27 protein-coding genes are annotated in these 25,984 nt (G+C 66.7%); 25 read left to right on the top strand and 2 right to left on the bottom strand.

Going from position 1 to position 25,984, the window contains the following annotated elements:
• Window positions 1-10 precede the first annotated feature (10 nt).
• The 17 genes from ROZ37_RS11895 to ROZ37_RS11815 all read left to right on the top strand — a co-directional run bounded on the left by ROZ37_RS11895 (window position 11) and on the right by ROZ37_RS11815 (window position 16,402).
• Window positions 11-2,467 (top strand): MMPL family transporter, encoded by a 2,457-nt coding sequence (locus ROZ37_RS11895; RefSeq protein WP_312659599.1) that lies wholly within the window; start codon window positions 11-13, stop codon window positions 2,465-2,467.
• A gap of 78 nt (window positions 2,468-2,545) precedes the next feature.
• Window positions 2,546-3,292: an SDR family oxidoreductase gene (locus tag ROZ37_RS11890; protein WP_312659597.1), complete on the top strand. Its 747-nt coding sequence runs from the start codon at window positions 2,546-2,548 to the stop codon at window positions 3,290-3,292.
• On the top strand, window positions 3,289-3,816 hold the full coding sequence (locus ROZ37_RS11885; protein ID WP_312659594.1) for a nuclear transport factor 2 family protein: 528 nt from the start codon (window positions 3,289-3,291) through the stop codon (window positions 3,814-3,816). The genes ROZ37_RS11890 and ROZ37_RS11885 overlap by 4 nt, the downstream gene beginning before the upstream one ends.
• 130 nt (window positions 3,817-3,946) lie before the next feature.
• Window positions 3,947-5,344 carry an aromatic ring-hydroxylating dioxygenase subunit alpha gene (locus ROZ37_RS11880; protein ID WP_312659592.1) on the top strand — a complete coding sequence of 466 codons (1,398 nt, stop codon included), beginning with the start codon at window positions 3,947-3,949 and terminating at the stop codon, window positions 5,342-5,344.
• A gap of 25 nt (window positions 5,345-5,369) precedes the next feature.
• Entirely contained in the window at window positions 5,370-6,167 is a 798-nt protein-coding gene (locus ROZ37_RS11875; protein WP_312659590.1) for a glucose 1-dehydrogenase, read from the top strand.
• A gap of 1 nt (window position 6,168) precedes the next feature.
• A complete protein-coding gene (locus tag ROZ37_RS11870; RefSeq protein ID WP_312659588.1) occupies window positions 6,169-6,729 on the top strand; it encodes a nuclear transport factor 2 family protein in 561 nt (186 codons plus the stop codon).
• Between the two features lie 25 nt (window positions 6,730-6,754).
• Entirely contained in the window at window positions 6,755-7,084 is a 330-nt protein-coding gene (locus ROZ37_RS11865) for a Rieske 2Fe-2S domain-containing protein (protein ID WP_312659586.1), read from the top strand.
• Between the two features lie 102 nt (window positions 7,085-7,186).
• A complete protein-coding gene (locus ROZ37_RS11860; RefSeq protein ID WP_312659585.1) occupies window positions 7,187-7,717 on the top strand; it encodes a nuclear transport factor 2 family protein in 531 nt (176 codons plus the stop codon).
• Window positions 7,714-8,244 carry a nuclear transport factor 2 family protein gene (locus ROZ37_RS11855; RefSeq protein ID WP_312659584.1) on the top strand — a complete coding sequence of 177 codons (531 nt, stop codon included), beginning with the start codon at window positions 7,714-7,716 and terminating at the stop codon, window positions 8,242-8,244. Before ROZ37_RS11860 ends, ROZ37_RS11855 begins: the two co-directional genes overlap by 4 nt.
• 63 nt (window positions 8,245-8,307) lie before the next feature.
• A complete protein-coding gene (locus ROZ37_RS11850; protein WP_312659583.1) occupies window positions 8,308-8,748 on the top strand; it encodes a VOC family protein in 441 nt (146 codons plus the stop codon).
• Between the two features lie 192 nt (window positions 8,749-8,940).
• On the top strand, window positions 8,941-10,362 hold the full coding sequence (locus ROZ37_RS11845; RefSeq protein WP_312659582.1) for an aromatic ring-hydroxylating dioxygenase subunit alpha: 1,422 nt from the start codon (window positions 8,941-8,943) through the stop codon (window positions 10,360-10,362).
• A 15-nt stretch (window positions 10,363-10,377) separates the two neighbouring features.
• Window positions 10,378-11,067 (top strand): EthD domain-containing protein, encoded by a 690-nt coding sequence (locus tag ROZ37_RS11840; protein ID WP_312659581.1) that lies wholly within the window; start codon window positions 10,378-10,380, stop codon window positions 11,065-11,067.
• A gap of 21 nt (window positions 11,068-11,088) precedes the next feature.
• Window positions 11,089-11,859 carry an SDR family NAD(P)-dependent oxidoreductase gene (locus ROZ37_RS11835; RefSeq protein ID WP_312659579.1) on the top strand — a complete coding sequence of 257 codons (771 nt, stop codon included), beginning with the start codon at window positions 11,089-11,091 and terminating at the stop codon, window positions 11,857-11,859.
• A gap of 145 nt (window positions 11,860-12,004) precedes the next feature.
• Window positions 12,005-12,775 (top strand): DUF3348 domain-containing protein, encoded by a 771-nt coding sequence (locus ROZ37_RS11830; protein ID WP_312659578.1) that lies wholly within the window; start codon window positions 12,005-12,007, stop codon window positions 12,773-12,775.
• Entirely contained in the window at window positions 12,772-14,982 is a 2,211-nt protein-coding gene (locus tag ROZ37_RS11825; protein WP_312659577.1) for a DUF802 domain-containing protein, read from the top strand. Before ROZ37_RS11830 ends, ROZ37_RS11825 begins: the two co-directional genes overlap by 4 nt.
• A gap of 2 nt (window positions 14,983-14,984) precedes the next feature.
• Window positions 14,985-15,626: an OmpA family protein gene (locus ROZ37_RS11820; RefSeq protein WP_312659576.1), complete on the top strand. Its 642-nt coding sequence runs from the start codon at window positions 14,985-14,987 to the stop codon at window positions 15,624-15,626.
• A complete protein-coding gene (locus ROZ37_RS11815) occupies window positions 15,623-16,402 on the top strand; it encodes a DUF2894 domain-containing protein (protein ID WP_312659575.1) in 780 nt (259 codons plus the stop codon). The genes ROZ37_RS11820 and ROZ37_RS11815 overlap by 4 nt, the downstream gene beginning before the upstream one ends.
• Before the next feature lie 268 nt (window positions 16,403-16,670).
• Here the strand turns inward: ROZ37_RS11815 and ROZ37_RS11810 are convergent, their stop codons facing one another.
• A complete protein-coding gene (locus tag ROZ37_RS11810) occupies window positions 16,671-17,990 on the bottom strand; it encodes an aromatic ring-hydroxylating dioxygenase subunit alpha (protein ID WP_312659573.1) in 1,320 nt (439 codons plus the stop codon).
• Between the two features lie 208 nt (window positions 17,991-18,198).
• Window positions 18,199-19,335: an FAD-dependent oxidoreductase gene (locus ROZ37_RS11805; protein ID WP_312659571.1), complete on the bottom strand. Its 1,137-nt coding sequence runs from the start codon at window positions 19,333-19,335 to the stop codon at window positions 18,199-18,201.
• A gap of 179 nt (window positions 19,336-19,514) precedes the next feature.
• Here ROZ37_RS11805 and ROZ37_RS11800 point away from each other — a divergent pair, with 179 nt between their 5' ends.
• The 8 genes from ROZ37_RS11800 (at window position 19,515) to ROZ37_RS11765 (ending at window position 25,933) form a co-directional block, all read left to right on the top strand.
• On the top strand, window positions 19,515-20,123 hold the full coding sequence (locus ROZ37_RS11800; RefSeq protein WP_312659569.1) for a TetR/AcrR family transcriptional regulator: 609 nt from the start codon (window positions 19,515-19,517) through the stop codon (window positions 20,121-20,123).
• 16 nt (window positions 20,124-20,139) lie between these two features.
• A complete protein-coding gene (locus tag ROZ37_RS11795) occupies window positions 20,140-20,583 on the top strand; it encodes a hemerythrin domain-containing protein (RefSeq protein WP_312659568.1) in 444 nt (147 codons plus the stop codon).
• Between the two features lie 537 nt (window positions 20,584-21,120).
• Entirely contained in the window at window positions 21,121-22,107 is a 987-nt protein-coding gene (locus ROZ37_RS11790) for a thiamine pyrophosphate-dependent dehydrogenase E1 component subunit alpha (protein ID WP_312659567.1), read from the top strand.
• Window positions 22,104-23,099, top strand: coding sequence for a pyruvate dehydrogenase complex E1 component subunit beta (locus ROZ37_RS11785; RefSeq protein WP_312659566.1), 996 nt, complete (start codon window positions 22,104-22,106; stop codon window positions 23,097-23,099). Before ROZ37_RS11790 ends, ROZ37_RS11785 begins: the two co-directional genes overlap by 4 nt.
• Before the next feature lie 31 nt (window positions 23,100-23,130).
• A complete protein-coding gene (locus ROZ37_RS11780; protein WP_312659565.1) occupies window positions 23,131-23,361 on the top strand; it encodes a lipoyl domain-containing protein in 231 nt (76 codons plus the stop codon).
• Entirely contained in the window at window positions 23,361-24,137 is a 777-nt protein-coding gene (locus tag ROZ37_RS11775) for a 2-oxo acid dehydrogenase subunit E2 (RefSeq protein WP_312659563.1), read from the top strand. Before ROZ37_RS11780 ends, ROZ37_RS11775 begins: the two co-directional genes overlap by 1 nt.
• Window positions 24,138-24,155: 18 nt before the next feature.
• Complete coding sequence (locus ROZ37_RS11770) at window positions 24,156-24,950, top strand: SDR family NAD(P)-dependent oxidoreductase (protein WP_312659562.1); 795 nt, start codon at window positions 24,156-24,158, stop codon at window positions 24,948-24,950.
• Window positions 24,951-25,120: 170 nt separating this feature from the next.
• Window positions 25,121-25,933 (top strand): TetR/AcrR family transcriptional regulator, encoded by an 813-nt coding sequence (locus ROZ37_RS11765; RefSeq protein ID WP_312659561.1) that lies wholly within the window; start codon window positions 25,121-25,123, stop codon window positions 25,931-25,933.
• Window positions 25,934-25,984 lie beyond the last annotated feature (51 nt).

Raw genomic sequence — 25,984 nt, 5'->3', positions numbered from 1 at the left:
AGCAAGAAAAATGGCCGTCTCACCCAACAAGCTGCAAATGCCCGTGATCCGCGACCCGAAGGACTTCGACTCGAAGTCCGGCGGACTGCTCGAACAGATCATCTTCAACAACCGCATCGCGCTGATCGTCGTCTGCGCGCTGCTGACGGCGTTCCTCGGATTCCAGATGAAGGATCTGAAGGTCGGCGCGAGCTACGACAAGATGCTCCCGCAGAGCCACCCGTACATCCAGAACTACCTGGAGAACCGCGTCGAGCTGCGCGGCCTGGGCGACTCGGTGCGGATCGTCGTCGAATCGAAGGACGGCGACATCTTCAACGCGAACTACCTCGAAACACTCGCGAAGATCAACGACGAGGTCTTCCTGCTGCCCGGCGTCGACCGGCCGTGGATGAAGTCGATCTTCACGCCGGTGGTGCGCTGGACCGAAGTGACGGAGCAGGGCTTCGACGGCGGTCCGGTGCTGCCGAACGACTACAACGGCTCGGCGAAATCGATCGACGACCTGCGGGTCAACATCGCGCGGGCGAACGTCGTCGGCAGCCTGGTCGCCAACGACTACCGTTCGAGCATGATCGTCGTGCCGCTGCTGCCGCTCGATGCCGACGGCAACGCGGTCGACTACCACGAGCTGTCGAAGAAGATCGACGACATCCGCGCGCGCTACGCCGGCGCCGAGGACTCGGGCGTCAACGTGTATGTGATCGGCTTCGCGAAGCTCATCGGCGACCTGATCTCCGGGCTCGAGAAGGTCGCGCTGTTCTTCCTCATCGCCGTCGTCATCGCGGTCGCGATCATCTACACCTACACGCGCTGCATCCGCAGCACGGTGCTGGTGCTGACGTGCTCGATCATCGCGGTCGTGTGGCAGCTCGGGCTGGTGTCGATGTTCGGCTACGGGCTCGATCCGTTCTCGATGCTCGTGCCCTTCCTCGTCGTCGCGATCGGGGTCAGTCACGGCGCGCAGAAGATGAACGGCATCATGCAGGACATCGGACGCGGCACGCACAGGCTCGTCGCCGCGCGCTACACGTTCCGCCGCCTCTTCCTCGCCGGCATGACGGCGCTGCTCGCCGACGTCGTCGGTTTCGCGGTGCTGATGATCATCGACATCCCGGTGATCCGCGAGCTCGCGCTGACGGCGAGCATCGGCGTCGGCGTGCTGATCTTCACGAACCTGATCCTGATCCCGGTGATGCTGTCCTTCATCGGCGTCAGCCCGAAAGCGGCGGCGCGCAGCCTCGCGGCCGAGCAGGCGGAGCTGTCCGCCCCGGTCGGCTTCGGCCGCGTGTGGCGCGCGCTCGAAAAATTCACCGAGCGGCGCTGGGCGGTGCCGACGCTCGCAATCGCGCTGGTGATGGGCGTGTGGGGTTTCGTGACGTCGCTGCAATTGCAGATCGGCGACCTCGATGCCGGAGCGCCGGAGTTGCGGGCCGACTCGCGTTACAACCGCGACAACGCGTTTATCACCGCGAACTACGGCATCTCGAGCGACGTCTTCGCGGTGATGGTGAAGACGCCCGACGACGGCTGCCGCAGCTACCAGACGCTCACCGAGATCGATCTCCTCGACTCGAAGCTCGCGCAGGTGCCGGGCGTGCAGCAGACCGCGTCGCTCGGCCAGACGGTGCGCACCTACACCGCGGGCATGTTCGAGGGCAACCCGAAGTGGGCGACGGTGAGCGACAACCAGAGCCTGATCGACCCGCAGATCGGCAACGCGGTGTCATGGAACTCGGAGTTCCTAAACGCGAACTGCTCGATGAGCCCGGTGCTCGCGTACCTGTCCGACCACAAGGCGGAGACCCTCGAACGTGTCGTCGCGACGGCCAGCGAGTTTGCCGAGCAGTACAGCACCGACGAGCGCCAGTACCTGCTCGCCGCGGGCAACGCCGGGGTCGACGCGACGACCAACATCGTCGTCAAGGAAGCCAACCGCAAGATGCTGCTGTACGTCTATGCCGCGGTCGCGCTGCTGTGCCTGATCACGTTCCGCAACTGGCGGGCCGTCATCGTCGCACTGCTGCCGCTCGTGCTGACGTCGGTCCTCGCCGAGGCGCTGATGGTGCATCTGGGGATCGGCGTGAAGGTCGCGACGCTGCCGGTGGTCGCGCTCGGCGTGGGCATCGGCGTCGATTACGCGATCTACCTGTTGAGCATCCAGCTCGTGTTCCAGCGCTCGGGCATGTCGGTCAGCGAGGCCTACCAGCGCGCCGTCGCGACGACGGGCAAGGTCGTCGCGCTGGTCGGCGTGACGCTCGCCGCGGGCGTCGTCACCTGGGTCTGGTCGCCGATCAAGTTCCAGGCCGACATGGGCATCCTGCTGACCTTCATGTTCGCGTGGAACATGCTGGGAGCGCTGATCCTCGTGCCTGCGCTGTCCCACTTCCTGCTGCAAGGTGAATCGAAGCGGGCCCGCCCCTACGGCAACGGGATCCCGGCCGGCGCGGTGGGGCAGGGCGCCTGACAGGGACGCAGCGACGACGACAACTCCGACGGCGTCCTGCGGGGCGCCGTCGGAACCGAATACCGACAGGAGGACGACATGGGCAGACTCGAAGGCAAGGTGGCGATCGTCACCGGCGCCGCATCCGGACTCGGCGCCGCCGATGCGCGGCTGATGGCGGCCGAAGGCGCGAAGATCGTGCTGACCGACGTCAACGCCGAACTCGGCGAGCGCACGGCCGCCGAGATCGACGGCGCGATCTTCGTGAAGCACGACGTGCGCAGCGAAGCCGACTGGCGCAACGTCCTCGACAAGACGCTGACGCATTTCGGCCGCCTCGACGTGCTGGTGAACAACGCCGGGCTGGTGCAGTTCGGGACGGTCGAGGACACGACGCTCGAACAGTTCCGGCTGCACAACGCGGTGATGTCGGAGGGGACCTTCCTCGGCTGCAAGTACGCGATCCCCGTGATGGCGAAAACCGGCGGCGGCTCGATCATCAACGTGTCGTCGATCGCCGCGATCCGCGGCAACAGCCCGGTGCTGGCGTACACCGCGGCGAAGGGCGCGATCCTGTCGATGACGCGCAGCATCGCACTGCACTGTCAGGAAAAGAATTACCGCATCCGCTGCAACTGCATTTTGCCGGGCGCGCATGCGACGCCGATGACGGCGGCCGCGATCGCTGCGCTCGGTGGCGCCGCCGCGGGCATCGAGCAGATCCAGCAGCACGGCCAGGGCAGGCCCGAGGACGTCGGCAATCTCGTCGTCTTCCTCGCGTCGGACGAGTCGCGCTACATCACCGGCGCCGAGATCGTCATCGACAACGGAGAAACCAGCCGATGAACGCGCCCGAAGCGATCGACCTCGTCGCCGAACTTTCCAAACTGCGCGCGGAAGTGACGGATCTCGCCGCGCGGCGCGACATCCACAAGGCGCTGAACGCGTACATGCGCGGGCAGGACCGACTGCTGCCGGAAGTGCAACGCAGCGCGTTCCACGACGACGCGTGGGTCGACTGCGGCCTCTTCGCCGGCCGCGCGTCGGACTTCATCGACTTCGCGCAGGGTTTTCTCGCCGCGTGCGACGCGAGTCAGCATCTGATCGGGCAAGTCGACATCGCGCCCGATGGCGACAAGGCGACCGGCGAGGTGTATTTCATCGCGCACCACCGCATCACCGAGGACGGCGAGAAGAAGGATCTCTTCGTCGCCGGCCGCTACCACGACGAATACGAGAACCGCGGCGACGGCTGGAAGATCGCGCGACGCAAGGAGATCGTCGACTGGGCTCGAACGGACGCGGCCGCCGACAGCTTCTTGAAGGACCAGGTCGGGCTCCATCTGGCAGGACGCGGCGAGCAGGGTTGAGCGAGGAATAGTGGTTTCTGGTAGTTGAAAAAAGACAGGAAATCCTGTTTTATATATCTCGCCCCGCAAAGACGGGAACTCGCCGACCGGCAGCGCCGGCGGCGGAGCAAGGAAACGTGAGGAGACAAGAATGAACAAACCGTTCGAACCGCTGGAGCCCGGTGTCGCGCGTTGCCCCGGGCCCAGCACGGCCGACATCATCCGTCGCGACGGCGATCACGCGCCGGCGCACCTGACGCAGGAAAATTACCGCTTCCTCGGCGACGCCGACATCGCGTACAGCCGCTACACGTCGCGCGAGTTCTTCGAGCTCGAGAAGAAAAAGCTGTGGACGAAGGTGTGGCAGTGGGCCTGCCGCGTCGAGGACATTCCGGAGCCGGGCGACTACTTCGTCTATGAAATCACCGACAGGTCCGTGATCGTCGTCCGCACCGAGAGCGGCGAGATCAAGGCTTACCCGAACGCCTGCCTGCATCGCGGCACCGAGCTGAAGCCGGCCGGGTCGTCGGGCCGGTCGAAAAATCTTCGCTGCCCGTTCCACGGCTTCACCTGGTCGCTCGAAGGCGCGCTCACTGACGTGCCGTGCCGCTGGGACTTCCCGCATATCTCCGACGACGCGTTCCGGCTGCCGGAGCTGAAGGTCGAGCTGTGGGGTGGTTTCGTGTTCATCAACTTCGATCGCGACGCCGCGTCGCTCGCCGAACACCTCGGCGTGATCCCCGAGCACTTCGCGAACTGGGACCTGTCGGAGAAATTCGTCGCGCGCCACGTGCGCAAGATGCTGCCGGCGAACTGGAAGGCCTGCCTCGAAGCCTTCCTCGAGTCCTACCACGTCCTCGAGACGCACCCGCAGGGCGTGATGACGGTCGGTGACGCGAACAGCCAGTACGACGTCTACGGCGACAACGTGTCGCGCTTCGTGCATCTCGTCGGCTACCCGAGCCCGCACCTGGGCAAGTCGTTCGCCGAGCAGGAGATCCTCGACGCGCTGATGGCCGAGGCCGTCGTCGAAGGCGTGCATGACGAGGCGGGCAAGCTGCGCGTACCCGAAGGCGGCACCGCGCGTGCGACCTTCGCGCAGCACATCCAGCAGACCTTCGGCGCGGCGTACCGCAAGGACTTGTCGCACCTGAGCGTCACCGAGACGATCGACGCGATCGAGTACCACCTGTTCCCGAACACCTGTCTCTTCCCGTCGCTGCTGTTTCCGATGGTGTATCGCTTCCGGCCGAACGGCAACGACCCGGACACTTCGATCTTCGACCTCTTCTTCCTGCAGCCGCTGCCGGATTCGGGCGAGCGTCCGGAGCCGGCCGAAATGGTCGAGCTCGATTTCGAGCAGTCCTTCCACGAAGTGCCGGGCTTCGATCCCGGTCTCGCGACGATCTACGACCAGGACACCGGCAACCTGCAGGGTCAGCAGCGCGGCTTCAAGTCGAGCACGAAGCCGGGGCAGACGCTCGGCAACTATCAGGAAATCCGCGCCCGCCTGCTGCACCGGACGATCGACAAATACCTCGCCGGCTGAGCGCGGGAACCCACGGAGAGACGACATGCAAAGACTGGACGGAAAGGTCGCACTGGTGACCGGTGCGGCGCAGGGCATCGGCGCCGGCATCGCGCGCCGCTTCATCAAGGAAGGCGCGAAGGTGCTCGTCACCGACATCAATCACGCGGCGGGCGAGAAGCTCGCCGACGAACTCGACCCGAACGCGGCTTACCAGCCGCTCGACGTCGGCGACGATGCGCAGTGGCGCGACGCGATTGCTGCCGCCGAGCGGCGCTGGGGCCGGCTCGACATCCTCGTCAATAACGCCGGCACCTCGTTCCCGGCGCACATCGAAGCGGCGACGCTCGAGGACTGGGACCGCCACATGCGCGTGCATGGCGTCGGCACCTTCCTCGGCTGCAAGCACGCGGTCGCGAGCATGAAGGCGCGTGAAGGCGGCACGCGCGGCGGCGCGATCGTCAATATCTCGTCGGTCGAGAGCATCCGCCCCGGACCGCTTTTCGTCGCGTACGGCGCCGCGAAGGCCGCGCAGGACGCCGTCACCAAGACCGTCGCGCTGCATTGCGGCGAGCAGGGCTACGACATCCGCGTGAATTCGGTGCACCCGGCCGCGACGCGCACGCCGAACCTGCAGCAATATCTCGACGCGTCCGACGACGGAGCGCGCCTCGAGAAGATCTACGCCGGCATGCAGCCGCTGAATCGCATCGCCGACGTCGACGAGATCGCCGCGGCGGTCGCGTTCCTCGCCAGCGACGAAGCGAGCTTCATGACCGGGCACCAGATGTACGTCGACGGCGGCGTGCTCGCGAAGCCGTATCCGGCCGGCGAGGGGGCGTGAGATGGGTGCGTCGAATCAGGAGTCACTGGGCATCGCCGGCGAACTCGAACGGCTGCAGCGCGCGTTCGCCGAGATCGAAGCGAAGCAGGCGCTGCATGACCTGAACGCGCGCTACTGCAACGGCATCGACCGCCGCGACCAGGAGTTGCTCGCGTCGGTGTGGTGGCCGGAGTCGGAGATCGATTTCGGGCTCTTCAAGGGCGCTGGCGCTGCGTTCGCCGAGCTGATCTGCACGCCGAACCAGGCCGTCGAGACGATGTTCCACTTCACGTCGAATGAGCTGTTCGAGATCGACGGCGAGACGGCGACCGGCCGCAGCTACGTGATCGCCATGACGGTGGTCGACGGCCCGGACGGCAAGGCCGATCAGATGGTCGGCGGACGCTACCTCGACAAGTACCGGCGCAAGGAGGGCGTGTGGAAGTTCACGAACCGCCTGTTCGTCCTCGACTGGAACGTCAATCAGCCGGGCTCGGCGATCTGGAACGAAGGCATCGGCGCGCTCGCGAGCCGGGGCAGATCGGATCTCGACGACGTGTCGTATTCCTACTTTCGATCCTGACGGGCGAGCGCCCGGGAGTCTTGAGATGAGCACCGAATTTCGCCATGTAATGGATTGCGCCGACCTGCCGGCCGGCGCGAACAAGGCGGTCGAGATCGACGGCCAAAGCATCCTGATCTGCAACGCGAACAACGAGTTCTTCGCGGTGCAAAATCGCTGCACGCACCAGAACTCGCCGCTCGAAGGCGGCCGCATCCGCAACGGGCTGATCTCGTGCCCGCTGCACGGCGTAATGTTCGATGTGCGCACCGGCTGCGGGCGCGGGCAGATGGGCCGCGTGCCGCTGAAGACGTATGCGCTGCGCGTCGTCGACGGGCGCATCGAGGTATCGCTCGAAGCGCCGGTCGCGGCCTGAGTACCCTAGCCGGCGCCGCGCCGAGGTACGGCGCCCGGTCCAACCGCGACGGAATATTCAACCCAAGCTGCTTCACCCCAATCAGAGAGAACGGAGACAAAGATGAGCGACAAGAACGAAGGGCAATTGTTGCAGGAACTCGAAGACAAGCAGGCGCTGCGCGAGCTCGTCACGCGCTACGCCCGCGCGGTCGACCGCGCCGACTGCGAGCTGCTGTCGGGCGTGTTCGCCCAAGGCGCCCAGGTCGAGAACGGCGCCTTCGCCGGGCCGGCCAACGAGTTCGTCGCCGCCTGCCTGAACCGGCCGGAGCTCGAACGCAGCTTCCATTCGGTGTCGAACGAATACTTCGCGGTCGACGGCGACGGCGCGCGCGGCGAGGTGTACGTGATCGCGGTGGCGACGTGGAACAAGGGCGGCGAGAAGACCGACACGCTGGTCGGCGGCCGCTACGTCGACGAGTACCGCAAGGAAGGCGGCCAGTGGAAGATCGCCCGCCGCACCTTCGTGCACGAGTGGAACATGAGCTTCCCGACGACCGCGGTGTGGGACGAGGGTCTCTTCGGCATGATCAAGCTGCGCGGCCAGCGCTCGAAGGACGACCCGATGTACACGATCCTCGGGGGCCAGGCATGAGCACCGCCGCCCGCATCCGCGCCCTCGCGGACAAGCAGGCCATCTACGACCAGATGTGCCGCTACATCCAGGCGGTCGACCGCTGCGACCTCGAACTGCTGAAGGCGACCTTCCACCACGACGGCGAAGTGATCTTCGGCATCTTCGACGGCAACGCGCATGCGTTCTGCGACTACGACATTCCGTTCATCAAGGACAACCTGATCTGGGCGTTCCACCGCATCGCGAACGTCACGATCGAGCTCGATGAGGACGGCGTGCACGCGCGCGCCGAGTCCTACATGCTCGGCAACGCCTCGGCCCGTCTGCCCGACGGCACGCAGATCAACTGCCCCGATGGCATGCGTTACCGCGACGTGTGGGAGAAGCGCGACGGCGTGTGGCGGATGTGGTCGCGCGACCTCGTGATGGACTGGAACGCGTGCTGGCCGTATGCCGGGCGCACCGACGGCCAGTTCGCCGCGTACCGCATCCAGGGCACGCGCAGCCGCGAGGACCTGACCTACCGCGCCGGGCTGATAGCCTGACATTCGCACGGGCCGGGCGCGTCGCACCCGGTCCCGTTTCGCTCTCCGATTCGAGGACTGAACATGATCCGCGCCGTCCATCACGTGGCCCTGTCCACGCCGAACCTCGAACGCATGCGTTCGTTCTATTGCGACCTGCTCGGCTTCGAGGAGATCTCGCGCGTGAGCTGGAAGGCGGGCGAGCCGAAGATCGACGCCGTCATGGCGCTCGCCGGCACCGGCGCGACGACGGTGATGCTGCAGCTCGGGTCGCTGTGCGTCGAGCTCTTCGAGTTCGAATCCCCGTCCCCCGCGCCGCAGCGCACCGACGACCGCCCGGTGAACAACTACGGCATCACGCACCTGTGCTTCGACGTGGACGACGTCGACGCGGTCTACCGGCGCATGGTCGAAGCCGGCGTGCGCTTCCATTGCCCGCCGCAGGATTTCGGTGCCGCGAAGGCGACGTATGGGCGCGACCCCGACGGCAACGTCTTCGAACTGCAGGAACTCGTCGCCGCCTGAGACGCGCGCCGCGGGCTTCCCCGCCGCGAGCGATCTCCCGTTTTCCCTTTACGCGTTCCGCAAGGCGGGAAACAGCGAGGTATCGACGCGGTGGTCGGCTGCGAACCCTCCGGCGAGGAGGGGGTCGGCACACGTCCGGACGGCGGGCGAAACGAACGGCACAACGACAACAAACCGATCAGGAGACACCCAATGAACGACCGCATCCCGTTGTCCGTCATCCCCGGCGACTACGCAGGTCTGCAGCCCGGCGAAGCGCGCTGCCCCGGCCCGAGCGTGCAGGACATCGTCGAGCGCGATGTGAAACCGGCGCCTCCGGTTCTGCGCGAAATGAACTACCGCTTCCTCGGTGACGAGGACGTGAATTACTCGCGCTACTACTCACGCGAGTATTTCGACCGTGAAATGCAGGAAATTTGGCCGAAGGTCTGGCAGTGGGCGTGCCGCGAGGAGCATCTCCCGCAGGTCGGCGACTACTACGTGTATGAGGTCGGCCCGTACTCCGCGCTGATCGTTCGCACCGAGGACGGCATCAAGGCGTACTACAACTCCTGTCTACACCGCGGCACGAAGCTGCGCCCCGAGGAGGGCGTCGGCTCGGCCCAGGACCTGCGCTGCCCGTACCACGGCTGGACGTGGAAGCTCGACGGCAGCCTGAAGAGCGTGCCGTCGGCGTGGGACTTCCCACACGTGAAGCCCGCCGAATACAAGCTGCCGGAAGTGCGCGTCGGCCTGTGGGGCGGATTCGTCTTCATCAACTTCGACGAGAACGCCGAGCCGCTCGAAACCTATCTCGACGTGCTGCCCGAGCACTTCCGCACCTGGGACATGGGCAAGCGCTTCATCGAGCTGCACATCGCGAAGGTGCTGCCGTGCAACTGGAAGACCGGGATGGAAGCCTTCCTCGAGTCCTACCACGTGCTCGAAACGCACCCGCAACTGTTGTCCGGCACGAGCGACGCGAACGTGCAGTACGACCTCTATGGCGACCACGTGACGCGCTTCTATGCGGTCGGCGGCATCAGCAGCCCGCACCTCGAAAAGCCGCTCACCGAGCAGCAACTGGTCGATTCGATGCTGATCGGCGACCGTTCGGTGGTCGGCGACGACCTGACGGTCGGTGAGGGCGAGACCGCGCGGACGGTGATGGCGCGTTATCTGCGCAAGACGCTCGGCGAGAAGTATCGCGCGTCGCTCGATCATTTTTCCGATGCCGAGATGATCGACACCATCGAGTATCACGTCTTCCCGAACATGGTGCTGTTCCCGGGCGTGTCGCTGCCGATGGTCTACCGCTTCCGCCCGCTCGGCCTGGATGCGGAACGCTGCCTGTTCGAGATCCTGTTCCTGCGCCCGGTGCCCGATTCGGGTGAGCACCGGGAACCGCCGGAAGTTGCGTTCGTCGGCGAGGACGAGTCGTACGGCGTCGTCGCCGGCCTCGACCCGGTGCTCGCGAATGTCTATGACCAGGACACCGGCAACCTGCGCTCCCAGCAGCTCGGCTTCAAGGCGTCGAAGAAGCGCGGCCAGACGCTCGGCAACTATCAGGAAGCGCGGATCCGCCACTTCGAGCAGGTGGTGGACCGCTACGTTGCGCGCGCGAACAAGCGCTGAGGGGAGCCCGTCGCGATGCTCAAGGTATTGAGTTTTCTGACGCGACGGGACGACTTCACGCTGCCCGCCTTCAGCGAATACTGGCGCACGACGCACAAGGCGCACGCGCTGAAGCTCGTCGACGCAGGCTTCATCCGCGGCTACATCCAGAACCACCGGATCGGCGACGACCCGGGGTCCGGCCTGCCGGGGCTGCCGCTGCTGGCGGATGGTTCGCCGGAGCTGTGGGTGGATGATGCCGACGCCCTCGCACGTCTGGTGTCGAGCCGTGAGTACCTTGACGGCGCCGGGCCGGACGAGGCGAACTTCGTCGCGCCGCCGGTGCTCGCCTTCGTCGCGCGCGAAGAGGTCGTCGTCGACAGCCCACTGCCGCCCGGCGCCGTGAAGCTGATCGTCGTCGCGCGCCGCGGGCCGGCGCTCGCGGCGGCAGAGTTCGCGCGGCGCTGGTTGGGCTCGTGCCGTCCGCTGCCGATGCCCGATGCCGTTCCGCTCCGTCTCACGCGCCACATCGCGATCGCGGACGACGTACCGTTCGACGGCGCCGAGTGCAGCTGGTGGCCGAGCCTCGACGCGCTGCACGCGGCCTGGGCGGACGCGGACCTCGCCACGCTCGAAGCGCTCGTCGCCGAAGGATCGCTGCGGGGCATGGTCGTGCGCGAGGAAACCGTCGTCGCCGCCCCGACGCTCCAGCCGGCGCTGGCCTGATCATTCGAGAAAGGAACCGAGATGAATACGAAGATCCTGCAGGACAAGGTCGCGATCGTCACCGGCGCCGGAATGGGAATGGGCGCGGCAACGGCACGCCTCTTCGCCGAAGCCGGCGCGCGCGTCGTCGTCGCCGACGTCAACGAGAGCGCGGGTCGGCAGATCGTCGAGGAAATCGTCGCCGCCGGCGGCGAAGCCTTCTTCCAGCGCGCCAACGTATCGGTCGCAGCGGATGTCGAGGCGCTCGTCGCCGCAGCGGTCTCGCGCTACGGCCGGCTCGACGTCGCGGTCAACAATGCCGCCGTGACGCCCGACGCGAAGCCGCTCGCGGAGATGGACGAGGCCGACTTCGACCGCGTGATCGCGGTGGATCTCAAGGGCGTCGCGCTGTGCCTGAAGTACGAGCTCGCGCAGATGATCCGCCAGGGGCAGGGCGGTTCGATCATCAACATCGGCTCCGTCAGCTCCTTCCGCCCGCAGCCGACCAACGGCGCCTATGTCGCCGCGAAGCACGGCGTCATCGGGCTGACGAAGGTGGCCGCGCTCGAGAACGGCGGCCACAACATCCGCGTCAACGCCGTCGCCCCGGGCGCGATCGACACGCCGATGCTGCGCGGCGCCCTCGACGCGATGAAGGTATCCGAAGCCGAATACGCGCCCACGCGGAGTCTGCTGAACCGCTTCGGCGCGCCGACCGAAGTCGCCCAGGCAAGCCTGTGGCTCGCGTCCGACCTGTCGTCTTACGTGACCGGCAGCACCATCCACGTGGACGCCGGGTACGCGAATCGGTGAGCGGTGCTCCCGGGCGGGGTGACGAGCATCGGGCCAGTCGCGCGCTCCGCCTCCTTCGCCGTAGTTGCGCTGCCGAACGGCCATGAGCGCTCCGCAGCCGCTGACCCGCTAGCCGCTTTGTAGTAGCCTTGCCGCTTTTTCAGGTATGGCGCAACGGGCTCCGCGCACGCGTTTCAACAGTTCCGCGCTGGTTCGTGTTCTGAGCGAGCTCGTGGAAACGGATCTGCCTGCGTCGAAACAATCGTTCGCCGAAAGACTCGGCCAATGGGTGGACATCGGCGATGCGCTGGCGCTGTTTTCGGCGCTCGACGCCGGGCCGCGCACGTCGGAAATTCCGCGCCCCGCGGCTCCGGCGGACACGGGCGAACTGCGCGAGCGTTTCACCCGTGTGTGGGCAACCCTCGTGAGTTCGATCACCGGGGAAGCGCGAGCCGAGGCCGGCAAGGGTCGGATCGAACTGCCGGCTCCCGCGCCTAATGAGCCAATCGAACGGGCCGCCGACTTCGCGTCCTACCATCGGTACTATCTCGCGCATCAGCGGGAGATGGTCGCGAGCATCGGTCCGTTGCGGGCTGCGGCGCGGACGGCGGTGGGACGACGTTCTGCCGGGCACGAGCGGCTTGCCGGCCTCGATGCCGTGCTCGAGAAGGCCTTGTCCGGCCGGGAGCGCGACCTGCTCGCGACGGTTCCGACGCTGCTCGCGCGGCGCTTCGGGAATCTTTACGCGGCGCACCAGGCGACACAGGCCGCAGCGCAGACCGCGGACGACCCCGCGCAGTGGATGCAGGCCGGCGGGTGGCTGGCGGTCTTCTGTGCCGACCTGCGGGCGGTGCTGCTGGCGGAGCTGGAGCTTAGGTTGCAGCCGGTCGCCGGGCTGCTCGCGGCCCTCGACAACGAGGTAACAGGGAAGCAATGAATCGAATTATCTGCGCCGCGGCCTTTGTCGTCGGCCTGGTCGCGGTTTCGTGGGTCGGCGTCGGCTACGTCGGCGCGAGCCCGCTGGCACTGACGATGACCGCGCTGATCGGCGCCGTTTATCTGGCTGGCGGCATCGAGCTGCTGCGTTTTCACCGCGCAACCGGGGCACTGGATGCGGCCCTCGCCGCGATTCCGGAGAACCTGACGGATCTCGGCGGTTGGCTCCGCGGGCTGCCGCCGACGCTGCAGAACGCGGTGCGGCTGCGCGTCGAAGGCGAGCGCGTCGGCCTGCCCGGGCCGGCGGTGACGCCCTACCTCGTCGGGCTGCTGGTGCTGCTGGGAATGCTCGGGACTTTCCTCGGCATGGTCGTGACGCTCAACGGCGCCGTCCTCGCGCTGGAAAGCAGCAGCGATCTGCAGACGATCCGCGCCGCGCTCGCGGCGCCGGTCAAGGGCCTGGGGGTCGCGTTCGGGACCTCGGTCGCGGGCGTCGCGGCGTCGGCGATGCTCGGCCTCGTCTCGGCGCTGTGCCGGCGCGCGCGCCTGCAGACGTCGCAAGCGCTCGACTTCCGAGTCGCGACGACGCTGCGCGGTTTCTCGCACGCACAGCAGCGCCAGGAAACCTACAAGGCGCTGCGGGTGCAGGCCGCGGCGCTGCCCGAAGTGGTGCAGACGCTGCAGGCGATGATGGCGCAGATGGACCGGCAGGGCAGGGAGCTGAACGAGCGCCTCGCGGGCGAGCAGGAGCGCTTTTACCGCGACGCGCGGGGGATGTATTCGGAGCTGGCCGCGTCGGTCGGCCACTCGCTGGAGACGAGCCTCACCGAAAGCGCGCGCGTCGCCGGCGAGACGATCCGGCCGACGGTCGAGGCGACGATGACCGGCATTGCGCGCGAAACCAGTGCCTTGCACGAACGCGTCGCCGCCACGGTGACGACGCAGCTCGACGGCCTCTCCGAGCGCTTCGACCGCAGCGTCGCGACGGTCGCCGATACCTGGACCGTGGCGCTTGCGAACCACGAGCGTACGAGCGAAAGCCTCGCCGCCCATTTGCAGGAGGCGCTGGCCGCCTACACCGAGACCTTCGGGCAGCGTTCATCCGCGCTGGTGGCTTCGGTGGAAGCGGCGCATGCGGCGCTGCGGTCGGATCTCGCCAAGACGACGACGAGTGTCGCGCGCGAATCGGCAGCGTTGCATGCGAAGCTCGCCGGTTCGGTCGAAACGCAGCTCGACGGTCTCGTCACCCGATTGGGGACGGCCCTCGACGGCGCGTCCGACACCTGGACTGCGGCGCTCGCGCGGCACGAACGCGCCGGCGAGCACCTGACCGAGGACATGCACCGCTCGCTGGAAGCCTTCGCCGAGACCGTCGCGCAGCGCTCGGCGGCGCTGCTGACGACGGTCGATGAGACCGTCGCTGCAATGCAGGCGGAATCGGCGGTACGGGACGAGGCGCGGCAGGCCGCGCTCAGCGCGGCGCTCGAAGCGATGGCGGCGTCGCTGCAGCAGGAATGGCAGCAAGCGGGCGCGCAGACGTTCGCGCAGCAGGAGCAGCTCTGCCGCACGCTGAGCGCAGCCGCGTCCGAAATTGCGGCCGAGGCGAGGGCGCAGGCTACGAGCACGATCGACGAGGTCGCCCGGCTGATGCACGTCGCGGCGCAGGCCCCGCAGGCCGCGGCGGAAGTCATCGGCGAGCTGCGGCGGGAACTCTCTGCGAGCATCGCCCGCGACAACGAGCTTCTAGCCGAACGCAGCCGCATCATGGAGACGTCGGGCGCGCTGCTCACGGCGATCAACCACGCCTCGACCGAGCAGCGGGCTGCGATCGACGGACTCGTGGCGTCGTCGGCGGCGATGCTCGAAACCGCCGGCACCCGCTTCACTGAACGCATCGACGCGGAGTCGGCCAGGATGACCGACGTCGCGAGCCAGATCGGCAGCGGTGCGGTCGAGGTGGCGAGCCTGAGCGAAGCGTTCGGCCTCGCGGTGCAGCTCTTCAGCGAATCGAGCGACAAGCTGATGGTGACCCTGGCGCGGATCGAAGGGGCGCTCGACAAATCCATGGCGCGCAGCGACGAGCAGCTCGCCTATTACGTCGCGCAGGCGCGGGAAATCATCGACTTGAGCATCATGTCGCAGCAGCGGATCGTCGAGGACCTGCAGCAAGTTTCCGGCAGACAGGCGTCGATCGCCGGCGAGGGCTGAGGATGGACGAGATCGACGGCGGCATCGAGCACTCCGCACCGGCCTTCGCCGTGTTCGGCGACCTGATGTCCGGCCTGCTGGGCGCGTTCGTGCTCATCCTCGTGGGCGTGCTCGGCGTGCAGCTCGAACTGGTGACCACGCTCGAAACCGAAGTGCAGAAACGGCGCATCGAAGAGCAGCGGCGCGAGGCGCTGGAAAAGGCGCTGGCGGTGCCGCTCGCGGCGGGACGCGTGACGCTCGACAACGGCCGCATCGGCATCAGCGGCAGCGTGCTGTTCGCGCTGAACTCCGACCAATTGCAGCCGGAAGGACGGCAGCTCCTCGAGAGCCTCGCGCCGCCGCTGGCCGCATATCTCTCGGTCAACGACGAAATGCTGATGGTGAGCGGCTTCACCGACGATCGGCCGGTCCGCGACAGCAACCGACAATTCGCCGACAACCTGGAGCTTTCCGCGCAGCGGGCGCTGACCGTCACGCGCGCGTTGATCGACGAAGGCATCCCGTCCTCGTCGGTGTTTGCCGCGGCGTTCGGGGCTGAGCAGCCGGTCGCGTCGAACGCGGACGACGACGGGCGGTCGCGGAACCGGCGCGTCGAAATGGCGCCGGTGCCGAAGTCCCGCGGCGCGGAGGCGGGGGCCCGGTGAGCTCTCCCGGAAGAACCGCCACCCGCTCGCACGCTCCGAATTTCGACGCGGACGGGCAGGTCGACGCGCTGCGCGCACGCGGGGCGCAATGTTTCGATCCCGTCCGCTTTCGTTTCATCGAGGGCTTGGCCCGGCGTGCGGCCGAACAGCGGGACGCGGTCCGGGACCGGCTCGACGCCCGACTGGCCGAGGCGCTGGGCGACTACCGCGAACGCGCCGAGCGAGCCGAGCGGGACGCGCGGGATCGGCTCGCATCCGGCCTGTCGCGATTCCCGGAGGCGGCGGACGCGCTGCGGCAGCATTTCGACGGCGGCGATTTCCCCGGCTTGCAGCGCCTGCTCGCACGCCTCGAAGCGCGGCGCGACAGCGGCTTATTCACCGATCTGCTCGCCGGGATCGCGCTGCGCTCGCCGGACGGCGCGAACGCGGACGACACCGCGACCGCCCGACCAGCGGCCGAGCGCCGGGTCGAACTGAAATCCCTGAAATATTTCCGCCACACCTGGTCGAAGCTCAGCGTCGAACAGCAGCTCGCCCATGCCTTCGCGCAAGCGCCCGACAACGCCGGCCCGCTCAATTCGCATTTCCTCGTGCTCCGGGCGCTCGGGCTGATGCGCGACGTCGCTCCCGAATACCTGGAGCACTTCGTCCCCTATATCGAGGCGCTGCTGTGGCTCGACGAGGCGGACGCCGCCCGCGCTCAGGCGCAGAAGAGTTCTGCCCGGACGGAAGCCGGCAAGAAGCGACGGAAGCCGGGTCGCGGCGGCGCCGGCTGAACCGACGGGCGGCGGCTTCGGCGGCCGGCTTGGGAGCGGGCGCGACTGCCGCGCAGACTCCTAGCCCGAGTGGCGGGTTGCGGCGTTGCGTTCACTGCCGGCGATCTTCGCCGACGCGAGGTCAGTAAGCCGACCGCGCGCACCACCACCCCCCGCGCCGCTACCTCTTCGGGCAACAGTGCGCGCGTGGGGCAGCGTGCACGCGTGGGGCAGGGTGCGGCACCGCCGCGGACGGCGGCCGCCCGGGGAGCGGGCGCTTCCCGCCTTTTCAGCGGCGCCCTTCGATGTGGTCGTTGATCACTTCGTGCAGCCGCCGCACGCGGTCTTCCTGCCCGGTCAGGTAGGAATCCTTGTAGCCGCGCGAATGCAGGCCGCGCTGCTGTGCAATCGCGACGCTGAGATCCTGGTCGGCGACGAAGCCCATCGACGCGTCGCCGTGCAGGAAGGTCTCGTGCGGTGCCGGCTCGATCTTGCGCGTGCCCCGCGGCGTTTCCACTTCGGCGACGCCGTCGACGACCGGAACCATGAACCAGTGGTCGAACAGGCACTGCTCCGGGTCGGTCGGGTGCGGCTGCGGACGCAGGACCTGATAGCCGTCGGCCGACATCGTCAGCGAGATGTTGGGGAAGACCGTGATGTGGTGATAGTCGGTCAGCTGGTCGTCGGACAGCTTTTCGTAGTGATGGTAGCCGCGCTCGGCGCCGAGCTTGCGCTTTTGCTGCTGCACCGCAGCGCGCGCCTCGCGCACGCGGCCGTTGAAGTCGGCGGGATCGAGGTCCCACTGACGCAGGATCGCGTCGAGCGGGGCCTGCACTTCGCCGACCCGGCTGCTGCTCGACGGCAGGCAGCCTTTCATGCGCATGCGGTTGTGGCCGGTTTCGTAGATGTCGTAGTCCGTGTTCTGGTACGCGTCGTCGATGAAGGTGCCGAGTTCGCGATGCAGGCTGAGGACGTGGTACGCCTCGTTGAAGTTGTCGTGGATGATCTTCCAGTTGCAGTCGACCTTGCCGGTGAGCCACATCACGCGGACCCACTTGTCGGTCTGGTACGCGTCGAGATGATCGGCAACGACGCCGAGCGACTCGCGCAGCGGCCGCGCGTTCGGATCCATGTTGAACCACACCAGCCCGCCGAGCACGTCGCAGCTGATCTCCTCGAGCTTGAGCTTGCCGATCGGGCTGCCCTGCGGGTAATCCTCGGCATCGCGGACGTGGCGCACGACGCCGTCGAGGCTGAAAGTCCAGCTGTGGTAGGCGCACACCATGCGCTTCGTGCCGCAGCGCTCTTCCTCGGCGACGAGCCGGTTGCCGCGGTGCGGACAGACGTTAAAGAAGGCGCGGATCTTTCCGTCCTCGGCGTGCGTCATCAGGATCGACTCGTTGCCGATCTCGTACGTGATCACCGAGCCCGGCTTCGCCAGCTGCGCGGCCATGCCGCCGATCTGCCACGTCCGCGTGAAGACGTGATCCCATTCCTTCTGCGCGAATTCGCGGGAGTAGTAGCGGTCGCCGGTGATCGGATCGCCGCGCAGGAAACCGCCCTTGACCAGCTCCCGTTCGAATTTTTCCTGAATGCTCAAGTTGCCCATGTCTCGCTCCTGTCAGGCCCGACAGCGTCGGTTGTGTTTTGGGTTGAACGCTTTCTCTCTGTCGTCGATCAAGCTGCCGGACCGTCTGAGCAGTCCTGGCGCAGCCCCCTTTCGGGGGCAATTCCGGAGGTCGGGCAGCGCGGGCGGGTATTTCTTAAACAGGCTCGCCTGTTTTCGATCCGCCGTACCCGATGCCCGATTTTTCTTGTCATTTGCTTGCCCTTCCGAAGGGCACCGGTGTCAGTCGTTTTTCGCGCCGGCCGAGATCCACGCGCGCACGGTCTGCCGCGTCGCCTCGTCGAGCGCAGCCGCGCCGAACGGCATCTGTTCGCCGCTTCCGCCCGCGTCCAGATGCGTGCCGTCGAGCTTGTGCATCAGGTAACTGCGCTCGGGGGCGCCGGGCTCGACGCGTTTGAGCTGGCTCTCGACCGAGGGCACGCCGACCAGCGACGCGTAGGCAGCGCCGGGGTGCAGCTTCATGTTGCCCGCCTCCTGGCCCGTCAGATGGCAGGCCGCACAGGCTCGCGTTGTGCGCATAGCCGCCGGTGCCGAACACGACGCCCTTGCGGGCCTTGATGCGGACGAGCTTGTCGCCGTAAAGCGCTTCGACGCCGACGACGCGGTCGCCGTCCTTGACGACGTTCGTCACGCGATGTTCGAGCAGGATCGGCGTGCCTTTTGCCGCAAGCCATTTCTCCATCTGCGCTGCGAGGCTCGCGCCACCGCCCGCGGAGCTCGCGCCGACCGCCGGTTCCAGCGCGCGGCCGCGCGGCGTCTTGTTCTCGGGCAGATGGTCGGCGTAATCGGGCGCGTACTTGTCGACGAACCACATCTTGAACTCGCGGAAGCGCACCGCGCCGAGCTTGTCCATGTTCTCGATCATCGGCGAGCCGTTGTCGTAGAACGCTTCGAGCAGCCGGTACGAGCCGTCGGGCAGACCGAGCGTCGCGCTGTTCGGCGTGTACTGGCGCGGATACGCATAGCGCGCGAGAAAGCGCAGGCAGTCGGTCCGTTCGTCATTGATGCCGCGCGCGCGCAGCAGCGGATTGTTCGGAATCCAGGTCACGCCGCCCGATTTTCCGGTCGTGCCGCCGGGCAAGGGCATCTTCTCGACGAGGATGACCTTTGCGCCCAGGCCGGCTGCGGTTACCGCCGCGGAGCAGGCCGCGGCACCGGAGCCGATGCAGACGACGTCGGCTTCATGGTCCCACTGCTGTTTGCCCGCGGACTTCGCGGCTTGTGCGGCGGGCGCAACGCTTGCCGCGACCAGGCCGCCGGCGGCGAGACCGCCACGGATCAGCGCCTGACGGCGGCCGAGGTTCTTCGGGAGCTTATCCTGGGTCATCCTTGTCTCTCCTTTGGGCTCTTGTCTGGAAATCTTCGAGACTTCCTTCTTGCGTAAATCGACCTCTTCGTCGCCGAACATGTCGCGAAAACGCGTGAAAATGCGCTTCAACGAAAAGGCTTTATTTTTTTATAACGCTTGTTGTAAATTAGATTAAACGTACTTCTTGAGCCAAGTCAATGCCTGCTGTCGTAGATCATGAACACCGTCGTCTGCACGTCGCCCGGATTGCGGCCGACATCATTGCGCGCGTCGGAATCGATGCCCTGACGATGCGCCAGATCGCCGCGGAAGCCGGCTTCAGCACGGCGATCGTCACCCATTACTTTTCGAGCAAGCAGGAACTGCTGCTGCATACCTACCGAACTGCCGCGGCCAACGCCCAGCAGCGCCTCGCCGCCGCGCTCGACCGGGATCCGTGCGATCTCCTCGGCTGCATCGAGGCGCTTCTGCCGCGGGACGACCCGAGCATCCAGGACTGGAAGGTCTATCTCGCGTTCTGGCACATCGCGGTGCTCGACCCGGACTTCGCCGCCGAGCAGGCCTCGCAGGCGCTCAACGCGCGGCGACTGTTTCGCAGCGTGCTCGAGGCGCGCGCAGGGCAGGGGCTCCCACCCGCTCCGGCGGAGTTCGACGCCGTGGCGCGGCGCCTGCTGGTGATCGTCATCGGCGTCGCCGTGCAGTCGGTTTTCGATCCGGTAAGCTGGTCGCCGGAAGTGCAGCGGGAGTACCTTATGGCCGAACTCGGGCCGCTATGCCACCCTGCAATCGAGACAATCAATCCATAAACAGAGGGGACAAAAAATGGACACGCAGAAGGGAATGCCCTGGACCGATGCCTACCTGCTCGGGCACGCGCGCATGGACGATACGCACCGCGAGTTCGTGAGCGCGGTCGACCGAATGCTGACGTGCGCGGACGCTGAGTTCCCCGCGGCAATGCGCGCCTTCATCGAGCACGTCGAAGCGCATTTCGCCGAGGAGAAGGCGTTGATGGAGGCGACCGATTTCCCGTCGACGTCGTGTCACGTCGACGACCACGATGCGGTCTACAAGTCCGCGCTCGAAGTCGAGCCGCTCGTCGTCGCGGGCAATATCGAGATCGGCCGAAAGTTTGCCGAGGCGCTGTCGTCGTGGTTCCCGTCCCACGCGGACTACCTCGATTCGGCGCTGTCGCACTGGGTCGTCAAGCGCAGCACCGGCGGCAAGCCGGTCGTGCTGCGCCGGAACCTGGTCGTCGAGCGCTGAGCGAGGCGGGTCCGGGCTTTGTTCGGTGGGGACGGAAGTCGTCCATCGCTTGCTGCCCGGAACAGGGTGCACCGCGCTCGTGCTCTCGTCGGATTTTCGGCGGCGCGCGGAACACGGCATCGATCGGCGATCGACGGGTGAGCGCGAGTTGAAAGGGAAGGGGCCGCGCGGACCGCGGCCCGTCGTTCCGCGTGTCACGCGACGCGTCCCCGTCGGATGGCGTCCGATCGGGACGCGCACCGCCTTCGTCAACTGACGAGCCAATCCCCGCGCTCGATCACGCCCACCCTCGCGCTCCTCAAGCGCGCGCCGTTGCAAAACCTCGCCATCATCGACCGCTCCACAAATATCCCGGCAGCGGAAGAAAGAGAAATCCACTGAAGCGTTCTGATGCTTGTCATTGCAAAAGGCCGTCGATATACTGCAAAAAAACAAACGGGATTGTTGGTTTTAAATCGACCTGAAGCGGGCCGATGAGGAAACCGAGTCCGGTTTGGAACAAGCAAGACTTCATGAACCCGAATCGAGAGGTAGGGAATGAGTGAGACAAACAAACCCGGCAAGCAGGTCCTGCTGGAGATCTACCGGATCGCATCGCTGATCAAGCAGGCCGACGATCGCTTCATCGAATTGATCAAGGCCGGCCAGATCGCGTCGCCGTACTACTCGCCGCGCGGACAGGAGCTGATCCCTGCCGCGATCTCGGTGAACCTGCGGGCGGACGACACTGTCGTGACGACCTACCGCGGCATCCATGACCAGCTCGCGAAAGGCATTCCACTGAAGCCCTTCGTCGCCGAGCTGTTCGGTCGCGCGACCGGCACCTGCAAGGGCAAGGGCGGGCCGATGCACGTCACGCACGTGGCTTCCGGCTTGCCCGTGACGACCGGTATCGTCGGCGCAGGTCTGCCGATCGCGAACGGCCTCGCGTGGGCGGCGCAGCTCAAGGGCGCGGACCAGGTCACGGTCGTGAACTTCGGCGACGGCGCGAGCAACATCGGCGCGTTCCACGAGGCGCTGAACCTCGCCGCAGTGTGGAAGTTGCCGGTGATCTTCGTCTGTCAGAACAACGGCTACGCCGAGCACACGCGCTACGACCTCGGCACTGGCGCGGCGACGATCGCGGACCGCGCGATCGGCTACGGAATTCCCGGGGTGGAAGTCGACGGCAACGATGCGGTCGCGATGTGGAAGGCGGCGAATGCTGCCGTTGCCCGCGCGCGTGCGGGCGAAGGTCCGACGCTGATCGAGGCGAACACGTTCCGTTTCCGCGGGCATCTGATCGGCGACGACAGCCATTACATCCCGAAGGACGAGATGGCCGCGGCGGTTGCCGCCGACCCGCTGCCGCGCTTCCGCGCGTGGCTGATCGAGCAGGGCTTCGCGACCGACGGCCAGCTCGTCGACATCGAGGGGACCAACGCCGCCGCGTTCGAGGAGGCCGTCCAGTTCGGCCTCGCGAGTCCCTATCCCGACATTTCCGAACTCGACCGTGACGTCGTCGCCGAGGGAGCGCAAGCATGAGCACCGTAGCCCAGAAGAAGATCAACACCGCGCAGGCGATCAACCTAGCGCTTCATGACGCGATGGCCTTCGATTCGTCGGTCGTCGTGCTCGGCGAGGACATCGCCGACGCGCAGGGCGGCGGCGTCTTCAAGTGCACCGCCGGCCTGTCGCAGAAGTTCGGCACCGGCCGCGTGAAATCGACCCCGATCTCCGAGCAGGCGATCGTCGGCGCCGCGGTCGGCGGCGCGCTCGCCGGCCTGCGTCCGGTGGCCGAGATCATGCTGATGAACTTCATGACGGTCGCGATGGATCAGATCGTCAACCACGCGGCGAAGCTGCGCTTCATGACCGGCGGCCAGACGCACGTGCCGCTCGTGATCCGCACGACGACCGGGGCGGGCTTCGGCACCGGGGGCCAGCACGCGGACTACCTCGAGGCGTGGTTCGCGCACACCGCGGGCATCAAGGTCGTCGCACCGGCGACGCCGGCCGACGCGTATGGCCTGCTGCTGTCGTGCATCTTCGACGACGACCCGTGCATCTTCATCGAGAACCTGCCGCTGTACTTCGTGCCGGGCGATGCGCCGGTGCCGGGGGAGCGCGTGCCGATCGGCAAGGCGAAGGTCGTGCAGGAAGGCAGCGACATCACGCTCGTGAGCTACAGCCGCACGCTGCACGACGTCATCGCCGTGGCGAAGAAGCTCGCGAAGGAAGGTGTATCGGCTGAAGTGATCGACCTGCGCACGATCGCGCCGCTCGACATGCAAACCGTCACGGCGTCGGCGCGCAAGACCGGCCGCGTCGTCGTCGCGCACGAGGCGCAGGTGGACTTCGGCGTCGGCGCCGAAATCGCCGCGCGGCTGCACAAGGACCTCTTCGGCACGCTGAAGGCCCCGGTCGCGCGCGTCGGCGCGGCGCGGTCGCCGGTGCCGTTCTCGAAGCCGCTCGAAACCGAGTTCGTACCGACGCAGAACCGCATTCTCGCGGCGATCCGCGAAACCCTGAACTGAACCTGACAGAAACCCAAAGGAGGACAACAACATGGCAACCGAAATCATTCTTCCCAAGCTCGGCTTCTCGGTGAACGAGGCGATCCTCACCGAGTGGATGGTGCCGGACGGCGCGAGCGTCACGAAGGGGCAACTGCTCTACACGATGGAGAGCGAGAAGTCGGTGCAGGAAGTCGAAGCGCCGGCCGACGGCGTGCTCAAGATCCACAAGGACGCCGGCGAGACCTATGAGGTCGGCACCGTGATCGGCGAGCTTGCGTGATGTCGGCCAACGAAAAGATTCCGCCGCCTGCGTGGCCGGCGACGCTGCCGCCGATGCCCGCCGTCGACTTCGCGATGTTCGGCGAAGTCGAGACGGTGCCGCTGCCGCGCCACCAGAAGCTCGTTGCGTCCTTCCTCGCGCGCAACTGGGCGCAGATTCCGCACGTGACGCACCACGACGAGGCCGACGTGCCGACGCTGGACGCGGTGCGCCGGCAGATGTCGGAGGCGCTCGGCACGAAGCTCACGCCGGTGCCGTTCATCATCAAGGCGGTCGTCGCCGCGCTGAAGGCCTTTCCGCGCTTCAACGCGTCGCTCGCCGCCGACGGCAACGGCCTCGTGCTGAAGCATTACTTCCACATAGGCGTCGCGGTCGAGACGCCGAACGGCCTCGTCGTACCGGTGATCCGCGATTGCGACAAGAAGTCGATCGCCGAGATCGCCGCCGAACTCGTCGACAAGGCGGAGCGTGCGCGTACGAAGGGGCTCCCGATCACCGAAATGTCGGGCGGCTGCTTCTCGGTGAGCTCGCTCGGCAACCTCGGCGGCACCGGCTTCACGCCGATCATCAACGCGCCGGAAATCGCGATCCTCGGCGTGACGCGCGCGACCGAGCGGCTGAAGCTCGTCGACGGCGAAGTTCGCCAGGTGCCGGTACTGCCGCTGTCGCTCAGCTACGACCATCGCGTCATCAACGGGGCAGACGCGGCGCGCTTCACCCGGGCGATCGCCGACGCGCTCGCCGACCCGCTCGCCGACCCGGCGACACTCGCCTGAGAGCAAAGGGGAAAGAACATGACTACAGACAACCGTTTGGATCGCATCGGCAAGCGCTTCTCGCTCGAAGGCCGCGTCGCGCTCGTGACGGGCGCGGGATCGGGCATCGGCCTGCACGTCGCGCAGGTCCTCGCCGAGGCGGGCGCGAAAGTGGCGTGCGTCGCGCGTCGTACGGAACGCGTCGAGCAGGTCGCGGCGGAAATCCGCGACGCGGGGGGACGGGCGTTCGGGTGCCGCATGGATGTCGCGGACGGCGACTCGATCCGCGCCGCACTCGACCGCATCGAGGCCGAACTTGGCACCGTGGACATCCTGGTCAATAACGCCGGGCTGTCGAACCCGACCGCGTTCCAGGAGATGTCGAACGAGCAGTGGACCTCCCTCCTCGACGTGAATCTGTCGGGCCCGTTCTACGTCGCCCGGGAAACCGCTCGCCGGCTGATCGCGGCCGGCAAGCCGGGCTCGATCATCAACATCGCGTCGATCCTCGGCCACCTCGCGTATCCAGCGTTCATCAACTACGGCACGACGAAGGGCGCGCTGCTGCACATGACGCGCTATATGGCGCTCGACCTGCTGCAGCACGGGATCCGCGTCAACGCGATCGCCCCGGGCTACTTCCCGAGCGAGATGACGAACCCGTTCTACGAGACCGAAGCCGGCAAGAAGGAAATCCAGAACCTGCCTGCGAAGCGACTCGGCAGTCTCGAAGAGCTCGACGGGCCGCTGCTGCTGCTCGCGAGCAACGCGTCGTCATATATGAATGGTTCGGTCGTCACCGTCGACTATGGGCATTCGATTCGTTTGTCGTAGAATGTTTGATACCGACCCGTCTGTTTTTTGAACGCAGCCGTTCCCCCGCGGTCGTACCGGGGCGGGTAATGCGGGACGACCAAGGTGGCGTCCGTGCGACGCCCACCGGCGGCGCGGCGGAACGGCTAAGGCCGCGCCGAATTTTGGAATCACAAAGGTAGCGAAAGATCATGGATAACAGCACGCCCGAATCCCTGCTCGCATCGGCCGACGCGCCGGTGCGTCGCGTCGAACGGCCCCGCCGTGATCCCTCGCGCTCGCGTGCGAGCGGCGTCACGTGGCAGGCCGAAAAGAGCCTCGCGACGCGTAACCAGATCCTCGAAGCGACTCTGCAGTGCCTCGTCGAGCTCGGTTACACCCAGACCACGACCGAGAAGATCGCGCAGAAGGCGGGCGTCTCTCGCGGCGCGATGACGCATCACTTCAAGTCGCGCGCGGAAGTTTTCAACGCGGCGGCGGAGTACATCATCGATCTGCGGGCGGCCGAGTACGAGGACGCGGTCAAGCGCATCAAGCTGCCGCCGGGCGAGACGCCGACGTACGAAGCGATGCTCGAAACGCTCGAAGTGCTGCAGAAGTATTACTACGGCCGCCCGACCTTCATCGCGCTGCAGGAGCTGCAGCGCGGCGCGCGTACGGACGCGGAGCTGCAGGCGGTGCTGACGCCGCTCGAAGCGGCGCTCGACGAACGCAAGTCGGCGACGCTGCTGAAGCGCTTCCCGTACTGGATCGAATACCAGGAAACCAGCGAGGTGCTGCGCGACCTGATGTTCCATGCGCTCAAAGGTGTCGCGACGAATCCGGCGCCGTACATGAAGGGCGACCGGCTGCGAAAGCTGCATCAGCTGCTGGCGCGCGTCGGCATGATGGAAATGGAGAAGGCTTACCAGGCGACGCATGGCGGTGAAATGCCGAAACCGGCTGCGGAAGCCGATCTCGAGCCCGTCAAGAAGCCGCGCAAGTCGCGCAAGGTCGAGGCCTGAGCGGCAAGGACGTTCGGGCCGGCGGACGGGTCGGTCCGAGAGGGCGAGTGA

The sequence above is a fragment of the Aromatoleum sp. genome (assembly GCF_032027225.1).
In the GTDB taxonomy this organism is placed as follows: domain Bacteria; phylum Pseudomonadota; class Gammaproteobacteria; order Burkholderiales; family Rhodocyclaceae; genus Aromatoleum.
Note: the sequence above shows the minus strand (reverse complement) of the source record. Positions and strands in the feature narration are given on the sequence as shown.

What these genes read in the sequence shown, in the direction of transcription:
- ROZ37_RS11895 (WP_312659599.1), top strand. Translation starts at nt 11, where the DNA reads ATGGCCGTCTCACCCAACAAGCTGCAAATGCCCGTGATCCGCGACCCG.
- ROZ37_RS11890 (WP_312659597.1), top strand. Translation starts at nt 2,546, where the DNA reads ATGGGCAGACTCGAAGGCAAGGTGGCGATCGTCACCGGCGCCGCATCC.
- ROZ37_RS11885 (WP_312659594.1), top strand. Translation starts at nt 3,289, where the DNA reads ATGAACGCGCCCGAAGCGATCGACCTCGTCGCCGAACTTTCCAAACTG.
- ROZ37_RS11880 (WP_312659592.1), top strand. Translation starts at nt 3,947, where the DNA reads ATGAACAAACCGTTCGAACCGCTGGAGCCCGGTGTCGCGCGTTGCCCC.
- ROZ37_RS11875 (WP_312659590.1), top strand. Translation starts at nt 5,370, where the DNA reads ATGCAAAGACTGGACGGAAAGGTCGCACTGGTGACCGGTGCGGCGCAG.
- ROZ37_RS11870 (WP_312659588.1), top strand. Translation starts at nt 6,169, where the DNA reads ATGGGTGCGTCGAATCAGGAGTCACTGGGCATCGCCGGCGAACTCGAA.
- ROZ37_RS11865 (WP_312659586.1), top strand. Translation starts at nt 6,755, where the DNA reads ATGAGCACCGAATTTCGCCATGTAATGGATTGCGCCGACCTGCCGGCC.
- ROZ37_RS11860 (WP_312659585.1), top strand. Translation starts at nt 7,187, where the DNA reads ATGAGCGACAAGAACGAAGGGCAATTGTTGCAGGAACTCGAAGACAAG.
- ROZ37_RS11855 (WP_312659584.1), top strand. Translation starts at nt 7,714, where the DNA reads ATGAGCACCGCCGCCCGCATCCGCGCCCTCGCGGACAAGCAGGCCATC.
- ROZ37_RS11850 (WP_312659583.1), top strand. Translation starts at nt 8,308, where the DNA reads ATGATCCGCGCCGTCCATCACGTGGCCCTGTCCACGCCGAACCTCGAA.
- ROZ37_RS11845 (WP_312659582.1), top strand. Translation starts at nt 8,941, where the DNA reads ATGAACGACCGCATCCCGTTGTCCGTCATCCCCGGCGACTACGCAGGT.
- ROZ37_RS11840 (WP_312659581.1), top strand. Translation starts at nt 10,378, where the DNA reads ATGCTCAAGGTATTGAGTTTTCTGACGCGACGGGACGACTTCACGCTG.
- ROZ37_RS11835 (WP_312659579.1), top strand. Translation starts at nt 11,089, where the DNA reads ATGAATACGAAGATCCTGCAGGACAAGGTCGCGATCGTCACCGGCGCC.
- ROZ37_RS11830 (WP_312659578.1), top strand. Translation starts at nt 12,005, where the DNA reads ATGGCGCAACGGGCTCCGCGCACGCGTTTCAACAGTTCCGCGCTGGTT.
- ROZ37_RS11825 (WP_312659577.1), top strand. Translation starts at nt 12,772, where the DNA reads ATGAATCGAATTATCTGCGCCGCGGCCTTTGTCGTCGGCCTGGTCGCG.
- ROZ37_RS11820 (WP_312659576.1), top strand. Translation starts at nt 14,985, where the DNA reads ATGGACGAGATCGACGGCGGCATCGAGCACTCCGCACCGGCCTTCGCC.
- ROZ37_RS11810 (WP_312659573.1), bottom strand. Translation starts at nt 17,990, where the DNA reads ATGGGCAACTTGAGCATTCAGGAAAAATTCGAACGGGAGCTGGTCAAG.
- ROZ37_RS11805 (WP_312659571.1), bottom strand. Translation starts at nt 19,335, where the DNA reads ATGACCCAGGATAAGCTCCCGAAGAACCTCGGCCGCCGTCAGGCGCTG.
- ROZ37_RS11800 (WP_312659569.1), top strand. Translation starts at nt 19,515, where the DNA reads ATGCCTGCTGTCGTAGATCATGAACACCGTCGTCTGCACGTCGCCCGG.
- ROZ37_RS11795 (WP_312659568.1), top strand. Translation starts at nt 20,140, where the DNA reads ATGGACACGCAGAAGGGAATGCCCTGGACCGATGCCTACCTGCTCGGG.
- ROZ37_RS11790 (WP_312659567.1), top strand. Translation starts at nt 21,121, where the DNA reads ATGAGTGAGACAAACAAACCCGGCAAGCAGGTCCTGCTGGAGATCTAC.
- ROZ37_RS11785 (WP_312659566.1), top strand. Translation starts at nt 22,104, where the DNA reads ATGAGCACCGTAGCCCAGAAGAAGATCAACACCGCGCAGGCGATCAAC.
- ROZ37_RS11780 (WP_312659565.1), top strand. Translation starts at nt 23,131, where the DNA reads ATGGCAACCGAAATCATTCTTCCCAAGCTCGGCTTCTCGGTGAACGAG.
- ROZ37_RS11775 (WP_312659563.1), top strand. Translation starts at nt 23,361, where the DNA reads ATGTCGGCCAACGAAAAGATTCCGCCGCCTGCGTGGCCGGCGACGCTG.
- ROZ37_RS11770 (WP_312659562.1), top strand. Translation starts at nt 24,156, where the DNA reads ATGACTACAGACAACCGTTTGGATCGCATCGGCAAGCGCTTCTCGCTC.
- ROZ37_RS11765 (WP_312659561.1), top strand. Translation starts at nt 25,121, where the DNA reads ATGGATAACAGCACGCCCGAATCCCTGCTCGCATCGGCCGACGCGCCG.